At 66.1% G+C, this 20712-nt stretch carries 20 protein-coding genes; 13 read left to right on the top strand and 7 right to left on the bottom strand.

Annotation, left to right across the window (positions count from 1 at the left end; all coding sequences use genetic code 11):
* Positions 1 to 7: 7 nt before the first annotated feature.
* Together VWP12_RS06800 and VWP12_RS06795 are read right to left on the bottom strand one after the other, a co-directional pair.
* On the bottom strand, positions 8 to 1459 hold the full coding sequence (locus VWP12_RS06800) for an HDOD domain-containing protein (protein WP_410473508.1): 1452 nt from the start codon (positions 1457 to 1459) through the stop codon (positions 8 to 10).
* 108 nt (positions 1460 to 1567) lie between these two features.
* Positions 1568 to 2521, bottom strand: a complete 954-nt coding sequence (locus tag VWP12_RS06795; RefSeq protein ID WP_410473507.1) for a LysR substrate-binding domain-containing protein — start codon at positions 2519 to 2521, stop codon at positions 1568 to 1570.
* Between the two features lie 453 nt (positions 2522 to 2974).
* Between VWP12_RS06795 and VWP12_RS06790 the strand changes: the two genes are divergently transcribed.
* Both VWP12_RS06790 and VWP12_RS06785 read left to right on the top strand, forming a co-directional pair.
* A complete protein-coding gene (locus VWP12_RS06790) occupies positions 2975 to 4639 on the top strand; it encodes an NADH-quinone oxidoreductase subunit L (RefSeq protein ID WP_410473506.1) in 1665 nt (554 codons plus the stop codon).
* Positions 4640 to 4670: 31 nt separating this feature from the next.
* Positions 4671 to 7163, top strand: coding sequence for a YbcC family protein (locus tag VWP12_RS06785; protein ID WP_410473505.1), 2493 nt, complete (start codon positions 4671 to 4673; stop codon positions 7161 to 7163).
* An 86-nt stretch (positions 7164 to 7249) separates the two neighbouring features.
* On the opposite strand, the gene VWP12_RS06780 is transcribed toward VWP12_RS06785, so the two are convergent.
* Positions 7250 to 7651, bottom strand: coding sequence for a hypothetical protein (locus tag VWP12_RS06780; RefSeq protein ID WP_410473504.1), 402 nt, complete (start codon positions 7649 to 7651; stop codon positions 7250 to 7252).
* A 170-nt stretch (positions 7652 to 7821) separates the two neighbouring features.
* Here VWP12_RS06780 and VWP12_RS06775 point away from each other — a divergent pair, with 170 nt between their 5' ends.
* The gene (locus VWP12_RS06775; protein ID WP_410473503.1) at positions 7822 to 8568 is read left to right on the top strand and encodes a carbonic anhydrase; all 747 of its coding nucleotides are present in this window, start codon (positions 7822 to 7824) and stop codon (positions 8566 to 8568) included.
* 115 nt (positions 8569 to 8683) lie between these two features.
* Here VWP12_RS06775 and cynS read toward each other — a convergent pair whose 3' ends face one another.
* Positions 8684 to 9127, bottom strand: coding sequence for a cyanase (gene cynS, locus VWP12_RS06770; protein WP_410473502.1), 444 nt, complete (start codon positions 9125 to 9127; stop codon positions 8684 to 8686).
* A gap of 364 nt (positions 9128 to 9491) precedes the next feature.
* On the opposite strand from cynS, the gene VWP12_RS06765 reads away from it, so the two are divergent.
* The 8 genes from VWP12_RS06765 (at position 9492) to VWP12_RS06730 (ending at position 15055) form a co-directional block, all read left to right on the top strand.
* Positions 9492 to 10055 (top strand): OsmC family protein, encoded by a 564-nt coding sequence (locus VWP12_RS06765; protein ID WP_396582035.1) that lies wholly within the window; start codon positions 9492 to 9494, stop codon positions 10053 to 10055.
* 58 nt (positions 10056 to 10113) lie between these two features.
* On the top strand, positions 10114 to 11265 hold the full coding sequence (locus VWP12_RS06760; RefSeq protein ID WP_410473501.1) for an acyl-CoA dehydrogenase family protein: 1152 nt from the start codon (positions 10114 to 10116) through the stop codon (positions 11263 to 11265).
* A gap of 42 nt (positions 11266 to 11307) precedes the next feature.
* The gene (locus tag VWP12_RS06755; RefSeq protein WP_410473500.1) at positions 11308 to 11475 is read left to right on the top strand and encodes a hypothetical protein; all 168 of its coding nucleotides are present in this window, start codon (positions 11308 to 11310) and stop codon (positions 11473 to 11475) included.
* On the top strand, positions 11462 to 12865 hold the full coding sequence (locus VWP12_RS06750) for an FAD-dependent oxidoreductase (RefSeq protein WP_410473499.1): 1404 nt from the start codon (positions 11462 to 11464) through the stop codon (positions 12863 to 12865). Before VWP12_RS06755 ends, VWP12_RS06750 begins: the two co-directional genes overlap by 14 nt.
* 65 nt (positions 12866 to 12930) lie before the next feature.
* The gene (locus VWP12_RS06745; protein WP_410473498.1) at positions 12931 to 13125 is read left to right on the top strand and encodes a rhodanese-like domain-containing protein; all 195 of its coding nucleotides are present in this window, start codon (positions 12931 to 12933) and stop codon (positions 13123 to 13125) included.
* A 191-nt stretch (positions 13126 to 13316) separates the two neighbouring features.
* Positions 13317 to 13835, top strand: coding sequence for a sulfurtransferase (locus tag VWP12_RS06740; protein WP_410473497.1), 519 nt, complete (start codon positions 13317 to 13319; stop codon positions 13833 to 13835).
* A gap of 246 nt (positions 13836 to 14081) precedes the next feature.
* Positions 14082 to 14327 (top strand): sulfurtransferase, encoded by a 246-nt coding sequence (locus VWP12_RS06735; protein ID WP_410473496.1) that lies wholly within the window; start codon positions 14082 to 14084, stop codon positions 14325 to 14327.
* A 110-nt stretch (positions 14328 to 14437) separates the two neighbouring features.
* Complete coding sequence (locus VWP12_RS06730) at positions 14438 to 15055, top strand: glutathione S-transferase family protein (RefSeq protein WP_410473495.1); 618 nt, start codon at positions 14438 to 14440, stop codon at positions 15053 to 15055.
* 45 nt (positions 15056 to 15100) lie between these two features.
* On the opposite strand, the gene VWP12_RS06725 is transcribed toward VWP12_RS06730, so the two are convergent.
* From VWP12_RS06725 to VWP12_RS06715, 3 genes are all read right to left on the bottom strand, one after another.
* Positions 15101 to 16039 (bottom strand): PA2778 family cysteine peptidase, encoded by a 939-nt coding sequence (locus VWP12_RS06725; RefSeq protein ID WP_410473494.1) that lies wholly within the window; start codon positions 16037 to 16039, stop codon positions 15101 to 15103.
* Between the two features lie 18 nt (positions 16040 to 16057).
* A complete protein-coding gene (locus VWP12_RS06720; protein WP_125198667.1) occupies positions 16058 to 16456 on the bottom strand; it encodes a PA2779 family protein in 399 nt (132 codons plus the stop codon).
* Between the two features lie 113 nt (positions 16457 to 16569).
* Positions 16570 to 18228, bottom strand: a complete 1659-nt coding sequence (locus VWP12_RS06715; RefSeq protein WP_410473493.1) for a sigma 54-interacting transcriptional regulator — start codon at positions 18226 to 18228, stop codon at positions 16570 to 16572.
* Positions 18229 to 18487: 259 nt separating this feature from the next.
* Between VWP12_RS06715 and VWP12_RS06710 the strand changes: the two genes are divergently transcribed.
* Complete coding sequence (locus VWP12_RS06710) at positions 18488 to 19864, top strand: ABC transporter substrate-binding protein (protein WP_410473492.1); 1377 nt, start codon at positions 18488 to 18490, stop codon at positions 19862 to 19864.
* Between the two features lie 3 nt (positions 19865 to 19867).
* Positions 19868 to 20710, top strand: coding sequence for a nitrate ABC transporter permease (gene ntrB / locus VWP12_RS06705; RefSeq protein WP_410473491.1), 843 nt, complete (start codon positions 19868 to 19870; stop codon positions 20708 to 20710).
* Positions 20711 to 20712 lie beyond the last annotated feature (2 nt).

Below are 20712 nucleotides of genomic sequence, written 5' to 3'. Positions count from 1 at the left end.
GCGCCGATCAGCGCTTCGAGCGCGACTTGAGTGCCAATGCAGCCTGGTTGCGCAGGGTGCGCAGGCTGTTGAGGTTGCCCTCGGTGAAGGCCGCGGCCGGGCCTTCAAGGTAGAACAGGCCGAACGGGGCGCGGTTGACGTGCAACGGGTAGACCATCGCCAGATCGCCGGCCCCACGGAACTGCCAGTCGAAGATGTCGTCGCTGGGCATCTTCGGGCGGTGGATGCTGCGATCCTCGCCCGACTGGAACACCTGAGCGAGTCGGCTGGTTTCCGCGAGCGGCACGGTCATGCGCGGCTTGAACTCGGCGAACGAGGCGCCCTGGCCCAGGCGGGGCACGAGCTTCCAGGCCTTTCGTTCGAGCATGTAGAGCACGGCCAGGTCCAGGCCCAGTCCCTCGTGCATCGCCTCGAGCATGCGCGCGAAGATCTGGCCGAGGGGCTCTTCCTCGGTCAACGCCTGGGTGGTCTGCTCGATGCAGGCAATCAGGCGCTCCGAGCGCTCCTCGGCTTGCGGGGCGCTCGAGACGCCCTCCTCCACCGGCATCGGCGTGTCCTGGTCGGCCTCCATGCGCTGCAGGAACGCCGGGCGCTCGGCCGAGGACAGGAGCTCCTCGTACTCGAGCATATGGTCACGCGCGGCGGCACTCGCCTCTTCGAAGACCGACGTCTCCACCTCGCAGCGGTGGGCAAGGTCCAGTGTGTCGCGGCGGATCGCATCGACCGATTCGCCGCGCGCGATCACCTCGGCCGAGGCGCGCGCCAGCTGCGCCAGTCGCAGCGCGCGCGCCTCCGGGGTCAGCCGGGTGATCTTGCCCGAGGCCCGCGCCGTGGTCAGGAACCGCCGCGCCGATTCCGGCAGGCCCCACTGGCGACAGACGTCACGCGCCAGCGCGACCGGCAGCACGCCGACCACCTTCTGGATCGCCGTGTCCTCGTCGAGCCCGTCCTCTCGGCGGGCCCGCTCGATCTCGGCCAGGTGCTCGGGGGCGTGGCGATAGACCAGCAACGCGCCGAAATCCTGGAACAGCGCGCAGAGGAACATCTCCTCGGCGGACAGACCGCCCAGCTCGCGGGCCAGCCCTTGGGCGAGGAAGGCCTGGTAGATCGCCTGCATGAAACGGCTTTGCAGCAATCGGCTATGCGCCTTGCTGTCGATCTGTTCGAACAGCGACAGCGCCAGCGCGGCGAGTCGCACCTCCTCGAAGCCCAGCACCGTCACCGCGCGGGTGACCGTGTTGATCTGCCCGCCCAGGTGCCGGTAATGCGCGGCATTGGCCAGGCGGAGGATGCGGTGGGTCAGCGCCGGGTCGCGCAGGATCAACGCGGAGAGATCGTTGGCCGAGGCCAGCTCGTCGTCGGTCAGGCGATAGGCTTCCTGCACCGTACGCGCGAACGCCGGGAAGTCCGGATTCTGCGCAATCCGTTTTATCAGGGTGGGGCGGAAGCTTTGTTTCACGTCTGGGGCGAGATCCCGGTGCGAGCATTTGAGCGGCGAGACTTTATCACGACGGCCAGGCCGACCGGCGGCTGGGAACGCGCTGCCATAACCCTTTTTCGGCGCCGATCAGCCAATCTTGAGGTAATCACCGCCATGTTCCTTGAGAAAGGCTAGAAACTCGCGGGCGATCACCGACAGGGCCTTGCCGCGCGGGTAGACTATGTTCCACTGGCGTTGCAGCGGAAAGCCCTCCACGTCCAGCTTGACCAGCGGTCCGGCCTCGCTTTCAAGATTGAGTGCGTGCTCGGAGACGACCGAGATACCCAGTTGCCCGACGACGGCGTGCTTGATCGACTCGGGCCCTTCCAACACCAGCCGCTGCCTGAGCTTCAGGCCATGCTGGGCGAAGTGTTCCTCGATCTTGTTGCGGATGCCCGACCCCGGCTCGCGCATGATGAACGGTTCCTCGGCGATCCGCTCCAGCGGAATCCGGCGCTCGCGTGCCAGCGGGTGGTCACGGTGGGCGATCACCACCAGCGGGTTGGGGGCGAACGGAATCAGTTCGAGATCCAGCCCGCTGTCGGGCACGTGACCGATGATGTAGAGGTCGGAAAGGTTGTCCTCGATGCGCTTGACGAGCGTGTCGCGGTTGGAAACCTTGAGCTCCATCTCGATGTCCGGGAACTGCTTGGCGAAATCCCCCATCGCCAGCGGCGCGAAGTACTTGGCCGTGGTGATCACCGACAGGCGCAGCCGGCCTTTCTTCAGCCCCTTGAGATCGTTGAGCGACATCTCGAGATTCGACAAGGTGTCGATCACGTCGCGACAGCCACGGGCGACCCGATTGCCGGCATCCGTGAGATAGATCTTGCGACCGATCTGCTCGAACAGCGGCATGCCGACCGTTTCCGAGAGGCTCTTGACCTGGGCCGACACCGTGGGCTGGGTCAGAAACAGCTCCTCGGCCGCCCGGGTAAAGCTCCCCAGCCGGGCAACCGCCTCGACGATCTCGATCTGTCGCAGGGTGGCCCGCCGCAGGAGATAACGCGCCTCTGATTGCCGGTTCTCGTTAGCCATCATCACCCCCCTTCCTGTTTCTCACCTCTCGCATAGATCGAATTCTATGCAACCCGGGCTCCAAGGTCGATCCGGTCGTCCTTCGGTGGCCTTCGTTGATTTCCGTGGCCCCCACCGGCTGCCGAGGCGGGGAGATCGATCGCTTGTATTGAAATTTTCGATCCATTCCATTCAACCCAGTCTATCCATAGATAAACCAACGGCAACCCATTGACTAGAACCAATACCATGACGAAACGCCGCCACGGCGGTCGTTGGAGCGAATTTTCACCCTCAAAACGGGCATTCATTGCCCCGAAGGCCCAGCGAAAATCTTGGCATAGACTAAAGCCAATGGGTTGCTTCGGAAATTCGTATTGGTGATCGATTTGGCTCGTCACTACCTTTCGTCCTGCCGGCGGGACCGCCCCGATTCCGCGAGCGGACCCGAACCACCAGCCTGACCGGAGGGAGACCATGAACGCATTGACCAACTGGCCGCTTGCCGGCGCCCTACTCGCCCTGATGCCGCTGCTACTGCTGGTCGCCGCGCTTCCAGGGACCACCGGGGGCGTCGAGACGGCACGTCGCTACCGCACGCGGGTTCGTTGGGCCTCGATCGGTGCGCTGGCGCTGGCCATCGCCGCGACCCTCGTCTTCCTGGCCGATGACCGTGCCTCCTTGACGCTCGCCGCCCTGCCGCTGCCCGGCGAAACCGGCGCACTGGCACTTTCGATCCAGGTCGACCAGCTCACGATGGCGCTGGCCGTACTGGTCGCGCTGGTCGTCACCCTGATCGCCCGCTACAGCGAGAAGTACCTCGACGGCGACCCGCAGCAGGCGCGCTTCTTCCGCCTGCTGGCCCTGACCGCCGGCTTCTTCCTGCTGGTCGTCATCTCGGCCAACCTTGCGCTGTTCACGCTGGCGATCATCCTGACCGGCTTCTCGCTGCACAAGCTGCTGCTGTTCTACCCCGACCGCCCCCGCGCGGTGATGGCAACGCACAAGAAATCCTTGTTCAGCCGCAGCGCGGACGCCTGCCTGGTGGGCGCCACCCTGCTGATCGGCCACCAGGTCGGCAGCCTGCAGTTCGACGCGATCGCCGAGTGGGCCCATGCCCAGGACGGCATGCCGATGGGGATGCACGTGGCGGCCTTCCTGATCGTGCTCGCCGCGATCCTCAAGAGCGCGCAGTTCCCGTTCCACGGTTGGCTGTTGCAGGTCATGGAGGCGCCCACGCCGGTCTCGGCCCTGATGCACGCGGGTGTCGTCTACAGCGGCGCGATCATCGTGCTGCGCACCAGCGAATTCCTCGCCGCCCAGGGCAGCGCGCTGTTCCTGCTCGCGATCGTCGGGCTGGCAACGCTGGTGATCGCCTCCCTAGTCATGCTCACGCAGACGGCCGTGAAGTCTTCGCTGGCCTGGTCGACCACCGGGCAACTCGGCTTCATGCTGCTCGAGCTGGGCCTGGGCCTGTTCGCCCTGGCCCTGCTGCACCTGGTCGGCCACTCGCTCTACAAGGCGCATGCCTTCCTCGCCGCCGGCAGCATCCCCGACCAGCTGCGCCAGCCGAAACCGGCAGCGCGCCGCCGCGTCGGCTTCGGCACCTGGGCGATCACAATCGCCGCGAGCCTCGCGTTGACCTCGGCACTGGCCGCCGTGCTCGGCCTGTCGGTGAGCCACGAACCGGCACTGATCGCCCTGATCGCGATCGTCGCCCTGGCCGTGGCCCAGCTGGTGCTCAAGGCGATCATCGTCGCGCCGGGCGCTGTAGGCATCGCGCGGGCCGCGGGGCTTGCCGCGATCATGGCCGCGGTCTACTTCGCGCTGCACGAAGCCTTCGTGATCCTGTTCGGGCCGACGGTCGCCGGGATCCCCGACACCCTGACGCCGGCCTACGGCCTGATGCTGGGGCTGACCACGATCAGCTTCCTGTTCCTCGCGTGGTTGCAGGGCCCCGGCCGCGATCACTTCAACGGCTCGGGCCGCAAGGGGCTGTTCGTCCACCTCTACAACGGGCTCTACGTCGACTTGCTGGTCGAGCGAGCCGCGCATCGCCTCTGGCCGCACAAGGTCGGTCAGCACCGGTCGCGCCATGACGCGCTCAAGGCGCAAACGCCCGTCACAACCACCCAATACTGATTCGCCGGATATCTACCGGGAGGACACTGCCATGACACTGGCAACGCAGCCCCAAAAGCACAACGCCCAGATGCCTGACCCGACCGGACGGCTCGACCTCGACCACGTCCGCGAGCTGGCCGACACGGCCGGGCGCAAGATCGCCCCGCTCTGGCCGCTGGACTCGTTCGTAGCGGTCAATCCCTACCTGGGCCTGATCGACCAGCCGTTCAGCGAGGCGGCCGGCTACCTCGGTGCGATCGCCGGCGAGCGCACGGTCATGGACCACGAGTGGTACGCCCAGCGCTGGCGCGACGGGCGACTGGCCCGCACGCACATCGAGCGCGCCGTCGAGCAACTGGGTCACCCGGTGGGCATCGAGACGGTGATCAAGGCACTCGAGGCCCCGCACCGGAGCAGCACGCCGATCCCCATGCTGGTCGAAATGCTCGACCGCCCGGGCGCGGCCCCGATCTCGATCTTCGTGGTCGACCAGATCAGCCATTTCCTCGCCGCCCACTTCGACCGCGGTCAGGCGATCTGGAGCGCCCCGGACGAGAGCGAATCGCTGTTCACCGCCTGGCGCGAGTACACCCTGATCGATCGCAGCGCCCGTGCTGCCGGCCTGGGCGAGGCGCGCCGCCACCTGAAGGCGGTGCCCAGCGACCCGATCGAGGCGATCTCCTGGGCGATCGAGACCCTGCAGCTGCCGGAATCGGTCCACGCCGACTACCTGTTCGCCGCGCTCAAGTCGATCAACGGCTGGGCGGCCTATTGCCGCTACCGCCTGTGGGGCGCCGAGCTGACCGGTGGCAGCAACGAGGACCTCACCGACCTGCTCGCCGTGCGGCTGGTCTGGGAGGCGCTCGCGCTCAAGGCCACCGACAGCGCCGCGATTCGTCGCGACTGGCAGCGCGAGATCGAACGCCATCACGAGGCGATCGCCGCCGCCGAGAACGAGGCGGTGATCGACGAGGTCATGCTCACGGCCACCGAGATCGCCTTCCGCGACCCGGTCATCCGGCATTTCCGTCACGCGAGCCCTGCCGAACGGACCGACGCGGCGCGCCCGCCGGTACAGGCTGCCTTCTGCATCGACGTGCGCTCGGAGGTCTTCCGTCGTCATCTGGAAACCAGCTTTCCGGGTGCCCGGACCATCGGCTTTGCCGGTTTCTTCGGCGTGCCGCTGGCCTACCAGCGCCTGGGCGAGTCGCAGTGCCGCACCCACACCCCGGTGCTCTTGAACCCGGGCGTGACCGTCGCGGATCGTGCCGAGGGTGGCGACCAGGCGGGCCAGGAACTGGCCGCGCGTCGTGAACAACGGATCGGCAACGGCCTGTCGTGGAAGCAGTTCAAGCTCTCGGCGGCCTCCTGCTTCACCTTCGTCGAGTCGGCCGGCCTGACCTACATCCCGAAGCTGATCGGCGACACGCTCGGCTGGCACACCCCGGCCCCGCCGCCGGACCAGGCCGGGCTGACCGACGAGGAGCGCGCCCGGATCCACCCGTCGCTCGCCTCCGAGGCCGACCTCGAGGCCCGCGTGGGCATGGCCGAGGGCATCCTGCGCGGCCTGGGCCTGACCGAGTCGATCGCGCCGATCGTGCTGCTGGCCGGCCACGGCAGCACCACGACCAACAACCCGCACCGCGCGGGCCTGGATTGTGGTGCCTGCGCCGGGCAGACCGGCGAGGTCAGCGCCCGGGTGGCCGCCGACCTGCTGAACGACCCGGCGATCCGCGACGGCCTGGTCGGGCGTGGCATCGAGATCCCCGCCGACACGCGTTTCGTCGCCGCGCTGCACGACACCACCACCGACGAGGTCGACCTGCTCGACCTCAACGAGGGGGCGGTTGATCGCGCGACGCTCGACGAACTGGGCCAGGCGCTGGTGCAGGCCGGTGACCTCACCCGCCTGGAGCGGCTGGTGACATTGCGCGAGAACCTGTCCGACAACCCGGCGGACCGGGAGGCCGCGCGCAAGGCCGTGGCCCATCGCGGGCGCGACTGGTCCGAGGTCCGCCCGGAATGGGGCCTGGCCGGCAACGCGGCCTTCATCGCCGCGCCGCGCGAGCGCACCCGCGACCTGGATCTGGGCGGCCGGTCGTTCCTGCACGACTACGACTGGCGCAAGGACGAGGGCTTCGGCGTGCTCGAGCTGATCCTCACGGCCCCGCTGGTGGTGGCGAGCTGGATCAACCTGCAGTACTACGGCTCGACGGTCGACAACGAGCGCCAGGGCTCGGGCAACAAGGTGCTGCACAACGTCGTCGGCGGCCTGGTCGGCGTGCTCGAGGGCAACGGCGGCGACCTGCGGGTGGGCCTGTCGATGCAGTCGCTGCACGACGGCGAGAACTGGCGCCACGAACCGCTGCGCCTGTCGGCCTTCGTGGAGGCGCCGGCCGAGGCGATCGACGACATCATCGCAGGCAACGAGACCCTGCAGCACCTGGTGGGCAATCGCTGGCTCACCCTGCTGCGTCTGACCGACGAGGGCGACGTGCAGCGCCGCCGCGGCCCGGGGGACTGGGTCAGCGAAGCGGCGTAAGCCCCTAGCGAAACTCTGCACCCAGAACGGCAAACGGCGCGGAATCATCCGCGCCGTTTTTTGTTCACGTCCCGGGCCTCGATGACTCAGTCCGCCACGCTGCCCCGTACCGGGGGCGACATGAACCGCCGCCACACCAGCCGCCAGGTCAGCGGCTCGCGGCGATTCCACGGCAGGAGCGAGACCAGGCGGGCCATGGTGCAGTAGCCCACCAGCACCTGCGCCCAGGTGCCGATCATGGGGATCCAGAACAGCCAGCGCATCGCCTCGGGCAACGCAACCAGCAGCAACAGCAGGTAGAAGAACCGCACCTGCACCGGGAAGGCGGTCAGGCGATCGGCGCGCAGGGCAAAATGCGCCAGGTTGATAACGGTCAGCCCCACGGCCAGCCACAGCCCCACCGGGTCGATCAACAGCCCGACACTCAGCAGCATGGCCGTCACCAACCAGTACCACCACCCGAGATCCTTCACGTCCAGCATCAGCATCGTCACTCTCCTTGTCATGGTTTTCGAGGCACGGCACGAGGGTAGCGGGCTTTTGATTAGCCGTCTATGCACTTGGACCAAAAGCGTTCACCGTTCGGGGAACTAATAGCCTGGCTACCTAGTCGCACTTGATCGGTCATCCGCCAACCACAACAAACAAGGAGTCCCACATGCGAATTACTCCCGGAACCATTGCCGTACTGGTCGCCGCGTTCGGCCTGCCCCATCACACCATGGCAGCAGACGCCACTCACTGGAGCTACGAGGGCGATGCCGGCCCGGACCAGTGGGCCTCGCTCGACCCGGCCTACTCGAGCTGTGGTGACGGCGTAAACCAGTCACCCATCGATGTAACTGCATCCTTGTCGGCGGATCAGTCAGCCCCGACATTTGACTACAGCGACGGCGGCACCCACCTCGTCAATAATGGTCACGCCATTCAGGTCGACTACCAGAAAGGCAGCACCCTTACGCTCGACGGACGGGACTTCCAGCTCAAACAGTTCCATTTCCATGCCCCGAGCGAGCACACCATTGATGGGAAACATTTCCCGCTGGAAGTGCATTTCGTCCATGCCGACCCGGACGGCAACCTAGCCGTCGTGGCCGCGCTGTTCGAGGAAGGAGAAGCCAACGACGCGCTCGAGCCGCTCGTGAAGAAGCTCCCCGGCTCGGCAGGCGAAGAGGTTGAGCTGGATGCCGCGTTCAACGCGGCCAAACTGCTACCTGCCGGAACCGAACATTATCGTTACAACGGTTCGCTGACCACGCCGCCCTGCAGCGAGGGTGTCCGCTGGGTGATCATGCAACAGCACCCCACCCTCTCCACCGAGCAGATCACGTCGTTCGAGAAGGCGATCGGCCAGGAAAACAACCGACCGGTTCAACCGATCAACGCACGGGTCCTGATCGACTGATCGTGTCGGCGAAGCCGATCCCGGTGGACGGATCGTCATCCGCCGGTCATCGAAAAAGGGCGCGTCTTGGACGCGCCCTTTTCACGTTCGGCTCGCGGGCCCGCCGCAAGCGGCCTTACCAGGATTTGTAGGGGAGGAACTTGCCGTTCATGGTGATCACGACGCGATCGCCGGCGGGGTTGACCTCGCGATCGATGTCGAGGGAAAAGTCGATCGCGCTCATGATCCCGTCGCCGAATTCCTCGTGGATCAGCTCCTTCATGGTCGAACCATAGACACCCACGATCTCGTAGAGGCGGTAGATGAGCGGGTCGGTCGGGACGGTCTGCTCCCAGGTCTTCATCGGGCAGGCTTCGATCGCGGCCTTGGCCTCGGTCGGCAGTTCGAGGATCGCGATCAGCTTGTCGGCGAACTCGGGCTTGAGGCTGTTCATGCCTAAACAGGCCGAGGTGACGAACGTCGGGGACAGACCGACGCCACTGGCGATATCGGCCCACGACAGGCCGAGCGCGGTCTTCTTTTCCAGGATCAGGTCGGTCAGTGCTTGCTTGGTCATCATGTGGGCATCTCCGTCAAGGGATATCGGGTTTGTCGTCGTGACCGTCAGGGCCACTGTCCCCTGTCGTTACAAGAAGCCTGCCAAGCAGCACTTATCCTTTTATTTCCGCTACTTACGCATTCCATCAACGCACTAACACACCGCCAACCGGACATTGTCCGCCCCACGCCGGCGAAAGCCCCGACATTGTCCGACAATGCCTGCCCCACCCTGGGGCAGCGCCATGCACCACCCCCTCCAAACGGCGCCACAACGACATTTCCGGTTATTGGCACAGCCTCTGCAATACAGGGGGCGACGACGGGATTCGTCCAGCGATATCCCGACCCACGTCCAAGCCAATCCAAAACCGGAGTGAATACCCATGAGCACAGCAACCGCCCAACCCGTCGCCCCGTCCTGCATCCGCCAGGCGATCAAGGAAATCGACGCCGACGGCCTCAAGGCACTGAGTGAAAAGGGCAAGGCCAACCCGGATGCAGTGGTCACGCTCAAGGCGAAGACCGTCTGCGAAGGCCGTTTCCGAAACCTGACCTACATCCGCGACCTCGATCCGGTGGTGGTCGACGAACCGCCGCACCTGCTGGGCGACGACACCGCTCCCAACCCCTCCGAGGCCACCCTAGCTGCGCTGGGCGCCTGCCTGGCGGTGGGCGTGCATGCCAACGCCACCGCCCGCCAGATCAAGATCAGCAAGCTCGAGCTGAACATGGAAGCGGACATCAACGTCACCGCCGTCTGGGGCACGGGTGACCTCGACGAATCGAAGCCGCTGGGCTTTACCGCCATCCGCGTTTACTTCGACGTCGAGACGGTCGATCCGATCAGCGACGAAGACCTGCAGGACCTGCTGGACACCGCCGAGAAGTGGTCACCGGTGGCCAACACCATGACCCGTCCGGTCGACCTCTCCTGCCATCTCGCCTGATCGCCGAGACGTCGTCCAATCGGCCCGGTCCGCCGGGCCTTCTACCGGAGGTGATCCCATGAATCTTGCCACCCACGACCCCGTGGCAGCCCGGCCCACGGCGGCCCCGCCCGACGTACCGGCGTTCCTGAAAACCGACGCGACGCCCGACCTCGACACGGTGATTCGCCGCGCATTGAAGCCCAAGGTGATCGCGATCGACCATGGCGAATACCCCGCCGACGTGTTGCACGAAATCGGTGCAGCCGGGGCCTATCGCCACCATCTCGCCTCACAGAACCCAGCCGGCATGGACATTGCCGCGGCCATCGACGACATGGACCGCATCTCGGCCGAATGCATGTCCACCGGCTTCATGACCTGGTGCCAGGACGCCGTGGCCTGGTATGTCGAGAATTCCGACAACCGCCACCTCAAGGACACCGTCCTGCCGAAGCTCGCCAGCGGCGAACTGCTCGGCGGCACCGCCCTGTCCAACCCGATGAAGTACTTCGCCGGCATCGAGGACATCCTGCTGCACGCCGAGGAGACCGCGGACGGTTTTATCGTCAATGGCCAACTGCCCTGGATCTCGAACCTGGGCGAATCGCACGTGTTCGGCTCGATCTTCCGCGTCGAGGGCGACAACCCGCGCGACGTGATGGCGCTGGTCCACACCGACACCCCCGGATTCGAGTTCCGGCAGCTGGCCGAGTTCTGCGGCATGGAAGGCACCGGCACCTACGCCCTGTTCTTCAAGGATGTCTTCATCCCCCACAACGAGATCATCGCCGACCCGGTCGGCCCGCTCCTCAATCGCATCAAGCCCGGCTTCGTCCTCTTGCAGGCAGGCATGGCCACCGGCGTGATCGAGGGCTGCATCCGCCTGTGCGAAGACGTCGAACCGCGCCTCGGCCACGTCAACTGCTACCTCGACGACCGCCCCGACGAACTGCGCGAGGCACTGGAAGACACCCGCGCGCTGGTCCGCGAACTGGCCCGGGACGTATACAACCCCGACCCGGCGTACTTCCGCCAGGTACTGGAACTGCGGCTGGCAGGCTCCGAGCTCGCCCTGCGCGCGGCCAACAGCGCGATGCTGCACACCGGCGCGAACGGCTACCTCGTCGATGCCCCGGCCCAACGCAAGCTGCGCGAGGCGTACTTCGTCGCGATCGTGACCCCGGCGATCAAGCATCTGCGCAAGGAAATCGAGGCACTGATCGATTAATCCCATGCCCCGCCCACGATCCAACAACCAGCAGGCGCTGTCATGACCGCGCCCCACGCGGGACGCACGCCGATCCTGCTCCTGGCCGGCAGCCTGCTTGCCTGGCTGTGCCTCGCCGCCATCGACGTGACCCGCCCCAAGGCAGAACCGCGCCCGTCGGCGCCCAATGAAGTAAACGAGACCAAGGTGACCCGCCATGAACACGCCTGAAGAAGACATCCGCTGGATCTGCACCGTGTGCGGCTGGATCTACGACGAGGACGAGGGCGACCCGGACAGCGGGCTGGCGCCCGGCACCCGCTTCGAGGACATCCCCGACGACTGGTACTGCCCGCTGTGCGGGGTGACCAAGGCCGACTTCATGCCCCTGCACGAATACGCCGCCCAGCGCGCCGCCCAGAACGACGCCCCTCGCCCTCGCACCGCACAAGGCGGCGTGGGCGGTCCGGACTCGGTGGTCATCGTCGGCGCCGGCATCGCCGGCTGGACCGTCGCCGAACAACTGCGTGCCCGCGATCCCGACCGCCCGATCACCCTGATCAGCAACGACGAAGCGGCCGCCTACACCAAGCCGGGCCTGTCGATGGCGATCAGCCAGGGACGCGCCCCCGAGGATCTCGTCGAGCAAAGCGGGCCGGCCAAGGCGGCCGAACTGGGCATCACCCTGCAACCGAACACCTCGGTGCTCGCACTGAACACCGACGGCAAGCGACTGCTGACCACCCGCGGCCCGGTCCACTACGGGGATCTGGTGCTCGCCCTCGGCGCCCGCCAGCGCTTTCGCGCCTTCGACGGCGATGCCGCCCATCGCATCACGCGGCTCAATCATCTCGCCGCCTACCAGCGTCTACGTGCTCGTCTCGACGGCGAACCGCGCCACGTCACCATCATCGGCGCCGGCCTGATCGGCGTGGAACTGGCCGAGGACCTGACCGCCGGCGGGCATCGCGTCACCGTGCTCGATCTCGGCGAACGCCCGCTCGACCGCCTGGCCCCCGCCCCGTTGGGCGACGAGCTGGGGCGGCATCTGGCGGCCAAGGGCGTCGACTTTCGCCCTGGCATCAGCCTCGCCCGCGTCGACCCGGCCGACGATCGCCTGAAGGTCACGCTGACCAACGGCGGGGAAATCCGCACCGACGAGGTGATCTCGGCGATGGGGCTGGTGCCCAACACCGATCTGGCCAACCGCGCCGGGCTGGTCACCAACCGCGGCATCCTCGCCTCGGCGCAAACCATGCAGACCAGCGACCCGCACGTCTATGCCGTCGGCGACTGCGCCGAGATCAAGGGGCGCAGCTATTTCTTCATCGAGCCGATCCGCCGCATGGCCACGACAGCAGCCGCGGCCCTGAATGGCGACTGTGAGCCATTCGAGCACCGTCCGGCCGCGATTCGCGTCAAGACCCCCAGTCTGCCGATCATGCTCTGCCCGCCCGACCGCCGGCTTGCCGACCTGGGCCGCTGGACCCTGCACACCGTGGCCGAGGGCCAGCGCAACGACTTCGTCAGCCGCGGCCAACTCGCCGGCTACGCCCTGGCCGGCAAGGCGGTCGGTGAGCACGAATCCCTTTACCGGCGCGTCGCGGGACGCACCGGCTAACCGCGGCCAACGCCGTTGACACAACCGCCGGGCCCAAAGCCCCAGGAACCACACAGGAGCAACACATGAGCAACCCCCTCATCGAACCGCAGGACCTGCAGGGACTACTCGGAACAACGGCCGTGGTGCCGATCGACACGCGCAGCCCCGAGGCCTACGCCGCCGGGCATCTGCCGGGGGCGATCAACATGCCGGAGATCTTCACCTTCCTCGCCACCTCCACCCCGGAAGGGCCAGGGAAACTCTGCACGATTCGATAGCGTCTCTGCGGGACCGCCAAGGGCCCAGTTGCAAGGCGCAGTCCGCCGTGAATGGCGCGGTCCTTCACAAGGACTGCAACGCCGCAAATGGGTCCTTGGCGGCCCGCCCGGATGGGGCTTGCGGGTTTGCCCGCACTCGGCGTTGCCGCCCCTCGCCGGGCAACAAGCCCGCCTTCGGCACGGCGCCTTGATTGCGAACAAACCCGCAAGCCAGAGGCGCCATCGAATCGTGCAGAGTTTCCCTACACGAACTCGAACAGCAGTTCAGCGACAAGTTCGGTGCCGCCGGGCTGGATGGGGAGAAGACCGCGGTGCTCTACGAGGATGCGATGGACACGGGCTTCGGCCAGTCCTGTCGCGGCCTGTTCCTGCTGGAGCATCTGGGCTACCCGAAGGACAAGATCTGCATCCTGCACGGCGGGTTCCAGGGCTGGGTGGCAGCAGACCTACCGGTCAGCACCGACACGCCCACCCCGGTGGCCGCCACCTTCCCGCTCGACAGTAGCGCCAGCGACGTCATGCTGGACAAGGACGACGTGCTCGCGGCCCTGGAGCGCGACGACGTGGTCCTGCTCGACGTGCGTGACGTCGACGAGTGGATCGCCGAGAGCTCCTCGCCCTACGGCAAGGATTTCTGCCCGCGCAAGGGGCGTCTGCCCGATGCCAAGTGGATCGAGTGGTATCACGGGAACCCCTGCACGGTTCGATAGCGTCTCTGCGGGACCTCCAAGGGCCCAGATGCAAGACGCAGTCCGTCGTGAAGGGCCGTCGCCCTTTACAAGGGCTGCAACGCCGCAGATGGGTCCTTGGAGGCCCGCCCGGATGGGGCTCGCGGGTTTGCCCGCACTCAGCGTTGCCGTCCCTCGACGGGCAATGAGCCCGTCTTCGGTCCGGCGCCTTGATTGCGAACAAACCCGCGAGCCAGAGACGCTATCGAACCGTGCAGGGGTTCCCTGATGAAGCCCGGCGAGGTGGCGCGCTTCAAGTCGCCGGCCGAGATTCGCGCCGAGTGCGACAGCGTCGGCATCTCGCCGGACTCGCAGGTGTTCCTGTACTGTTTCAAGGGTGCCCGGGCGTCGAATACGCTGGTCGCCCTGCGCGCGGCGGGCATCGAGAACGTGCGGCTGTACTTCGGCTCATGGAACGAGTGGTCGCGCGACCCGAGCCTGCCGATCGAGGAGGGCCTGCCGTTCGTGGCCTGACCTGACGTGCCCTGGCGGCGCCAACATATGTCAGTGGGGCCCGGCATGCCGGGCCTTTCTTCTGCGGGCCGAATGGACTCCCGCCCCAACCCACTCCCGGAGACGCCGCCGTGAGTTCGATTACGCTCTACGACTTTCCCCTGTCCGGCAACTGCCACAAGGTGCGATTGCTGCTCTCGATGCTCGACCTGGAGCACGAGCGCGTCCCCATCGACGTCGTCGCCGGGCAACCTGGCTCCCCGGAATACAAGCGCATCAGCCCGCGCGGCCAGGTGCCGTTCTTGGTCGATGGCGAGGTACGGATCTGGGATTCGATGGCGATTCTGGTGTACCTGGCTCGCCAATACGCCACAACCGACTGGCTCCCCGACGATCCGGCTGCCGAGGCGGTCGTGATGCAATGGCTGGCCGTGGCCGGCGACGAGCTGCTCTACGGTCTGGCCCGCGCCCGCGCCGTCTGGCGGCTCGGTTCACCCTTCAACCGGGAGCAGTGCCAGCGGGAGGGACGTGCCGGGTTGGGATTGATGGAGCAACGCCTCGAACAGGCCGAGTGGCTGGCCGCCGATCATCCCACCATCGCCGATCTCGCCTGCTACCCCTACGTGGCGCTGGCCGACGAAGCCGGCGTGTCACTGGCCCCCTACCCGGCAGTCGGCAAATGGATCACACGGGTCGAGGCCCTGCCCGGCTATGTGCCGTTGATCGAACAGGAAGACGATTCGGGTTGAATCGACCAATCGCCGCGGGGCCGTGAGTCGGTTAACTAGCCTGGATCAGCGTTCCTCGAGTCGCTGCTGCGCCCGCTCCTGCAGGGGGCCGGGGATCTCGGCAGCCCGACGCAGGGCATCCTCGGCTTCCTCCGTCCGGTCAAGCGAACGCAACACCAGCCCCAGGTTGAGCCAGGCGGCCGCGAACTCCGGGTCTGCGTCCACCGCATGGCGGAAGGCCCGGGCCGCCTCGCGCGGCTTGTCGGTGGCGGCCAGCGCATTGCCCAACCCGAACTGGGCCAGGGCAAGTTTGGGCTCACGATCCGCCAGCACCTGCCACGCAGGCAGCGACGTTTCCGCCCCCTGCACCGACTCGAACGCCGATATGGCCTTGGCGGACTCGCGATCCACGCCCGAGGCCGGCAATTCGCCCGGTGGCAAGGCGACGAAGGCCCAGCGATCCGACCGCGACCAGGTGGCATCAAAGCGCCCCATGGAAACGTCCATGCGTGGTGTCTCGCCGCTGTGAAGCACCAGACGTTCGTCGTCGAGGTCGTAACCAATCACCACCGCGTAGTGCCACATCGGCCACCACGGCAGGGACAGGTTCTGCAGCACGGCCACCGGCCGATCCGCCGCCACCTCCTGCAAGACGGCATCCAGCCGCCCCGGAATGACGAACGGAATCAGCCCGTGACGACGAACGGTGGCCAGCATTTCCGGCTGGACGCTGCCCTCGCGGCCGGGCAAGAACACCTGCGGGATCAGCTCGTCGACGCTGGCCGTCCGGCCACCCTGGTCGAGGACCATGGCCAATGTCGCGGGGCCACACTGGTAATCACGCTGCCCGTGAAACGGCACCTCCTCGATCAGATGTCGCTCCGGTACGGCCGAACGTGCGTCCTCGGACAGCGGCGGCGTCGTGGCGCAACCGTTCAGCAAGGCGGCCACCAGAAACAACAAAGCGCCCGACCAGCGGGCGCTTTTGATCGATCGATATCGCATGCTCGCGACGACTCGCTATCAGCGGGTGAACGGGAACACGTTGGTCAAGCCCAGCAGATCGGTGACCAGCAGGATCACGAACACCGCGAACAGGACGCCGACGACGCTACTGGCACCGGCAGGCATCTGGTCGAGACGTTCGTTCATCTCGCGCACCTCTTGATCGGACAGGGCGGCGACACGCTCCTCGACCTGTGCCGGATCGGCACCTTGGGCAATCAGCTGGTCACGCACCTCATCGCGGGACAGCAGCTCGACAATCCGCTCACGATCGGCGCTGGCCTGATCGGCGCTCACCGCTTCCTGGGTCGTGACCAGCCCATCGGCCACGGCCGACGGGGTAGCCATCGCCGGCATGCTGCCGACGGTGAAAGAGGCGATCACGAATGGGCTGACGATTCGGGCGACTCGTTTCATCACATTTCCCTCTGGTAGAAATCGACTTCACGCCGCAACCACGACGTGCCAGTTAGTCTAGACCGCTTTCGTGAAGTTCCACTCGCGACCACGACCTGGCCAACCGGGCGTCCTTACGCGCTCAAGTGCAGTTTATCGAGACGATAGCGGAACTGGCGGGTCGTCATGCCCAGTCGCCTGGCGGCCTGCGTCTTGTTGCCGCCCGTTTCCTGCAATGCCTGGAGCAACGACTCGGCCTCGTCCTCGCGCACCCACCGATAACTCCGCTCGGGGACCGTCGCGGGCGGGGATGATGCAGTGCCCCCCGGTCGCGGGCGGCCGGTTTCAGTCGCGCCCCAATCAGCCTGCGGTTCGGGGGCGTTCGGTGTGCCGCCGGCCTCGAGGTGATCGGTGACGTGCGATTCGTGGGTCAGGATCAGTTCGATATCCGCCACGGTGATCCAGCCGTTCTGTGCCACCAGCACCGCCCGCTTGATCACGTTCTCCAGTTGCCGGATATTGCCCGGCCAGTTGTAGGCCGCCAGCCGATCGAGCACGCCGGCCTCGAACGTGGCGTTGCGGTCGAACTCCTGGCTCGCGACCTGCAGGAAGTGCCGCGCGAGCAACTTCACGTCGCCGTCGCGCTCGCGCAGGGCCGGCAGGTGGATGGGAAAGACGTTGAGCCGGTAGAACAGGTCGATGCGAAAGCGCCCCTGGTTGACCGCCTCCTGCAGGTTCTTGTGGGTGGCGGCAATGATGCGTACATCCACGGGCACATCCCTGGTTCCACCCACCCGGTGGATGGTCTGTTTTTCCAGCACATGCAATAACTTGGACTGCAAATCGAAAGCCAAGTCTCCGATCTCATCGAGAAACAACGTGCCGCCGGAGGCGAGTTCGACGCTGCCCTTCTTGGCCGAGACCGCCCCGGTGAACGCGCCCTTCTCGTGACCGAACAGCTCGGATTCCAACAGTTGGTCGGGAATGGCCGCGCAGTTGATGGCGATGAACGGCCCGTCGCAGCGCGGGCTGGTCAGGTGCACCATGCGCGCAAAGCGCTCCTTGCCGGTGCCGGACTCGCCGTTTAGCAACACGGTAGCCTGGGTGGGCGAGACGTGCAGGGTCTGGCGAAAGGCCTGACGCAACGCCGGACTCTCGCCGAGGATGCCGTGACGTGCCTCCTGGTTGCTCGACAGGGCCTCGCGCAGGGATTCGTTCTCCTCCGCCAGCGCGGCGGTCTGCTCGCGGATCAGGTCGTCGACCTTGAGCACGCGCGCGATCAACGCGGCCATGATGCGCAGTAGCGTGATGTCCCGGTGCAACGGACGGTGGCGCTCACGAATGCGGTGCGCGCCGAGCACGCCCATCGGCTGATCCTCGTTGAGTATCGGCACGGCCAAAAAGGCCACCGTCTCGTGCGGCAGGGTGTCGCGCTCGACCGCGCGGGTCAGGTAGACCGGCTCCTCGTCAATGTCCTGGACCACCGCGACCTGCCCGGTGCGCATCACCCGCCCGGTCACGCCCTCGCCCACCCGGTAGCGTCCCCGCTCGCGCTCGTGGGACGACAGGCCGTAGGCGTAGCGAATCTCCATGAACTCGCCGCTGGCATCAAGCAATACCACCCGGCCACGGTTGAGCCCGGTGATCTGCGAGAGCAACCGCAGCATCCGGCCGATCACGGTGTCGGGGTCGTTCAAGTGCGAGAGCCATTGCGTGGCGTCGTGCACGACGAGCAGTTCAGCATCGGCACTGTCGGCACGGGCCGACGATTGAATGACTTGCGCGTGGGTCATGGGGCAACTCCGGGCGAATAGGTGACATTCCCGGAACTGCAAGAAGCAGGCCCATGACTGTGTCCGCCATTGGCGGGCATTGCGCGCCGATTCGGGCCCTATCGACGCACCAAGAGCGGGACCGATGCCGCGCCACCGCTCTTTCGTGGTGCGAAAATGCGTCATTTTCGGCTATTCAGCGCTGATCTGACGCAAACGGGCGGTCTGGCACGGCATCTGCAATCTCGAGGTCGTCACTCACCGACCCGAGAGCGAAACCATGTCCACATTCGATAACCCGTTCGATCCCGACAAGTCACTGCACCGCGGCTGCACCTGCGGCAAGCACGCCAACCAGGCCGATCACAACGCCGCGATCGCCGAGAGCGCCATGCCGACCGACGAGGAGGCAGCCCTCAACCGCGCGGTGGACTCGGCGGTGATGCGTTCGCTGTTCCCGGAAGATCACACCCGGCGCAACTTCCTCAAGGCCGTGGGCGTAAGCACGGCCATGGCCGCGGTCTCCACCTTCTTCCCGATGGCCGCCGCCCGGGCGGTCGCCGCCGATCCGGTCGGACCGCTGGAGAAAAAGAAGCTCAAGGTCGGCTTCATCCCGATCACCTGCGCCACGCCGATCATCATGGCCCACCCGATGGGCTTCTACGAGCGTGAAGGCCTGGACGTCGAAGTGGTCAAGACCGCCGGCTGGGCGCTGATCCGCGACAACGTCGCCAACGGCCAGCTCGACGCCTCGCACATGCTCTCGCCCATGCCGATCTCCGCCTCGCTCGGGGTCGGCGCGCGCCAGCAGGACACCTACGTCGCCACCATCCAGAACATCAATGGCCAGGCGATCACGATGCACAACAAGCACAAGGAGAATCGTGATCCGAGCAACTGGAAGGGCATGACCTTCGGCATCCCCTACGACCACTCGATGCACAACCTGTTGCTGCGCTACTACCTCGCCGAGCACGGCGTCGACCCGGACAAGGACGTCCAGCTCAAGGTGATCGCCCCGCCGGAGATGGTCGCCAACCTCAAGGCCGGCAACATCGACGGCTTCCTCGGCCCCGAGCCGTTCAACCAGCGCGCGGTCTACGAGGGCGCCGGCTTCATCCACGTGCTGTCGAAAGACCTCTGGGACGGCCACCCCTGCTGTGCCTTCGGTGCGACCAAGAGCTTCGTCGAGGAGAACCCCAACACCTTCTCCGCGCTGTTCCGCGCCATCGCCAGCGCCACGGTCTACGCGCACAAGAAGGAGAACCGCCCGGAGATCATCGAGGCGATCGCCCCGGCCAACTACCTCAACCAGCCGAAGATCGTGCTCGACCAGGTGATGACCGGCCGCTATGCAGATGGCCTGGGCAACATCATCGAGGAGCCGGAGCGTGCCGACTTCGACCCGTTCCCGTGGGAATCGATGGGCGTGTGGATCCTCACGCAGATGAAGCGCTGGGGCTACATCGAAGAGGAGATCGACTACGCCGACATCGCCGAGGAGATCTTCCGCGCAACCGACGCGCGCCAGCGTCTGGCCGAGATGGGCCTGCCGGCACCGGAGATCAACAGCAAGAAGCACATGATCATGGGCAAGGAATTCGACCCGGCGCGCCCGCAGGAATACCTCGAATCGTTCGAGATCGGGAGGGCCTAAGTCATGAGTCAGTCACTGCGCTTACGGGGTGGCATCGTCTCGATTCTCCTGCTGCTCGCCTTCATCGGCGCGTGGTGGGGGGCGACCCTGCCCACCCAGGTCGACCTCGGCGACATGGATCCCGAGTACGCCGCGATGATGGGGCTGGATACCGTCCAGGAATCCGACATCCCGACCCCGGGGGACATCGGCTCGGCGATCTGGACGCACCTGTCCGATCCGTTCTACGTCTCGGGCTCCAACGACATGGGCATCGGTATCCAGCTGGCCCATTCGCTCTGGCGGGTGCTCGCCGGCTTCGCGCTCGCCGCGCTGGTCGCCGTGCCGCTGGGCTTTCTGATCGGCATGTCGCCGTTGATGCACAAGGCACTCGACCCGTACATCCAGATCCTGAAACCCATCTCGCCGCTCGCCTGGATGCCGCTGGCCCTCTACATCATCCAGGACGCCTCGATCTCGTCGATCTTCGTGATCTTCATCTGCTCGATCTGGCCAATGATGGTGAATACCGCCTACGGGGTCGCCTCGGTCCGCGACGACTGGCTCGCCGTGGCCAAGACCCTCGAGGTCAGCCCAATCAAGAAGGCGTTCAAGGTGATCCTGCCGGCGGCGGCCCCCACGATCCTCACCGGCATGCGCATCTCGATGGGCATCGCCTGGCTGGTCATCGTCGCCGCGGAAATGCTCGTCGGCGGCACCGGTATCGGCTACTTCATCTGGAACGAGTGGAACAACCTCGATCTCGCCAACGTGATCTTCGCCATCCTCCTGATCGGCGTGGTCGGCATGATCCTCGACATGATCTTCGGCCTGCTTGGCAAGGCCGTCAGCTATAAGGAGGTCTGACC

The sequence above is a fragment of the Guyparkeria sp. TX1 genome (assembly GCF_046523965.1).
Taxonomy (GTDB): domain Bacteria; phylum Pseudomonadota; class Gammaproteobacteria; order Halothiobacillales; family Halothiobacillaceae; genus Guyparkeria.
This window is presented reverse-complemented; position numbering and strand designations above follow the sequence as displayed.

Coding starts and splice junctions, on each gene's coding strand:
- VWP12_RS06785 (WP_410473505.1), top strand. CDS start 4,671: ATGACACTGGCAACGCAGCCCCAAAAGCACAACGCCCAGATGCCTGAC.
- VWP12_RS06745 (WP_410473498.1), top strand. CDS start 12,931: ATGAGCAACCCCCTCATCGAACCGCAGGACCTGCAGGGACTACTCGGA.
- VWP12_RS06765 (WP_396582035.1), top strand. CDS start 9,492: ATGAGCACAGCAACCGCCCAACCCGTCGCCCCGTCCTGCATCCGCCAG.
- VWP12_RS06715 (WP_410473493.1), bottom strand. CDS start 18,228: ATGACCCACGCGCAAGTCATTCAATCGTCGGCCCGTGCCGACAGTGCC.
- VWP12_RS06750 (WP_410473499.1), top strand. CDS start 11,462: ATGAACACGCCTGAAGAAGACATCCGCTGGATCTGCACCGTGTGCGGC.
- VWP12_RS06725 (WP_410473494.1), bottom strand. CDS start 16,039: ATGCGATATCGATCGATCAAAAGCGCCCGCTGGTCGGGCGCTTTGTTG.
- VWP12_RS06735 (WP_410473496.1), top strand. CDS start 14,082: ATGAAGCCCGGCGAGGTGGCGCGCTTCAAGTCGCCGGCCGAGATTCGC.
- VWP12_RS06790 (WP_410473506.1), top strand. CDS start 2,975: ATGAACGCATTGACCAACTGGCCGCTTGCCGGCGCCCTACTCGCCCTG.
- VWP12_RS06775 (WP_410473503.1), top strand. CDS start 7,822: ATGCGAATTACTCCCGGAACCATTGCCGTACTGGTCGCCGCGTTCGGC.
- VWP12_RS06760 (WP_410473501.1), top strand. CDS start 10,114: ATGAATCTTGCCACCCACGACCCCGTGGCAGCCCGGCCCACGGCGGCC.
- VWP12_RS06710 (WP_410473492.1), top strand. CDS start 18,488: ATGTCCACATTCGATAACCCGTTCGATCCCGACAAGTCACTGCACCGC.
- cynS (WP_410473502.1), bottom strand. CDS start 9,127: ATGATGACCAAGCAAGCACTGACCGACCTGATCCTGGAAAAGAAGACC.
- VWP12_RS06720 (WP_125198667.1), bottom strand. CDS start 16,456: ATGAAACGAGTCGCCCGAATCGTCAGCCCATTCGTGATCGCCTCTTTC.
- ntrB (WP_410473491.1), top strand. CDS start 19,868: ATGAGTCAGTCACTGCGCTTACGGGGTGGCATCGTCTCGATTCTCCTG.
- VWP12_RS06755 (WP_410473500.1), top strand. CDS start 11,308: ATGACCGCGCCCCACGCGGGACGCACGCCGATCCTGCTCCTGGCCGGC.
- VWP12_RS06780 (WP_410473504.1), bottom strand. CDS start 7,651: ATGCTGATGCTGGACGTGAAGGATCTCGGGTGGTGGTACTGGTTGGTG.
- VWP12_RS06795 (WP_410473507.1), bottom strand. CDS start 2,521: ATGATGGCTAACGAGAACCGGCAATCAGAGGCGCGTTATCTCCTGCGG.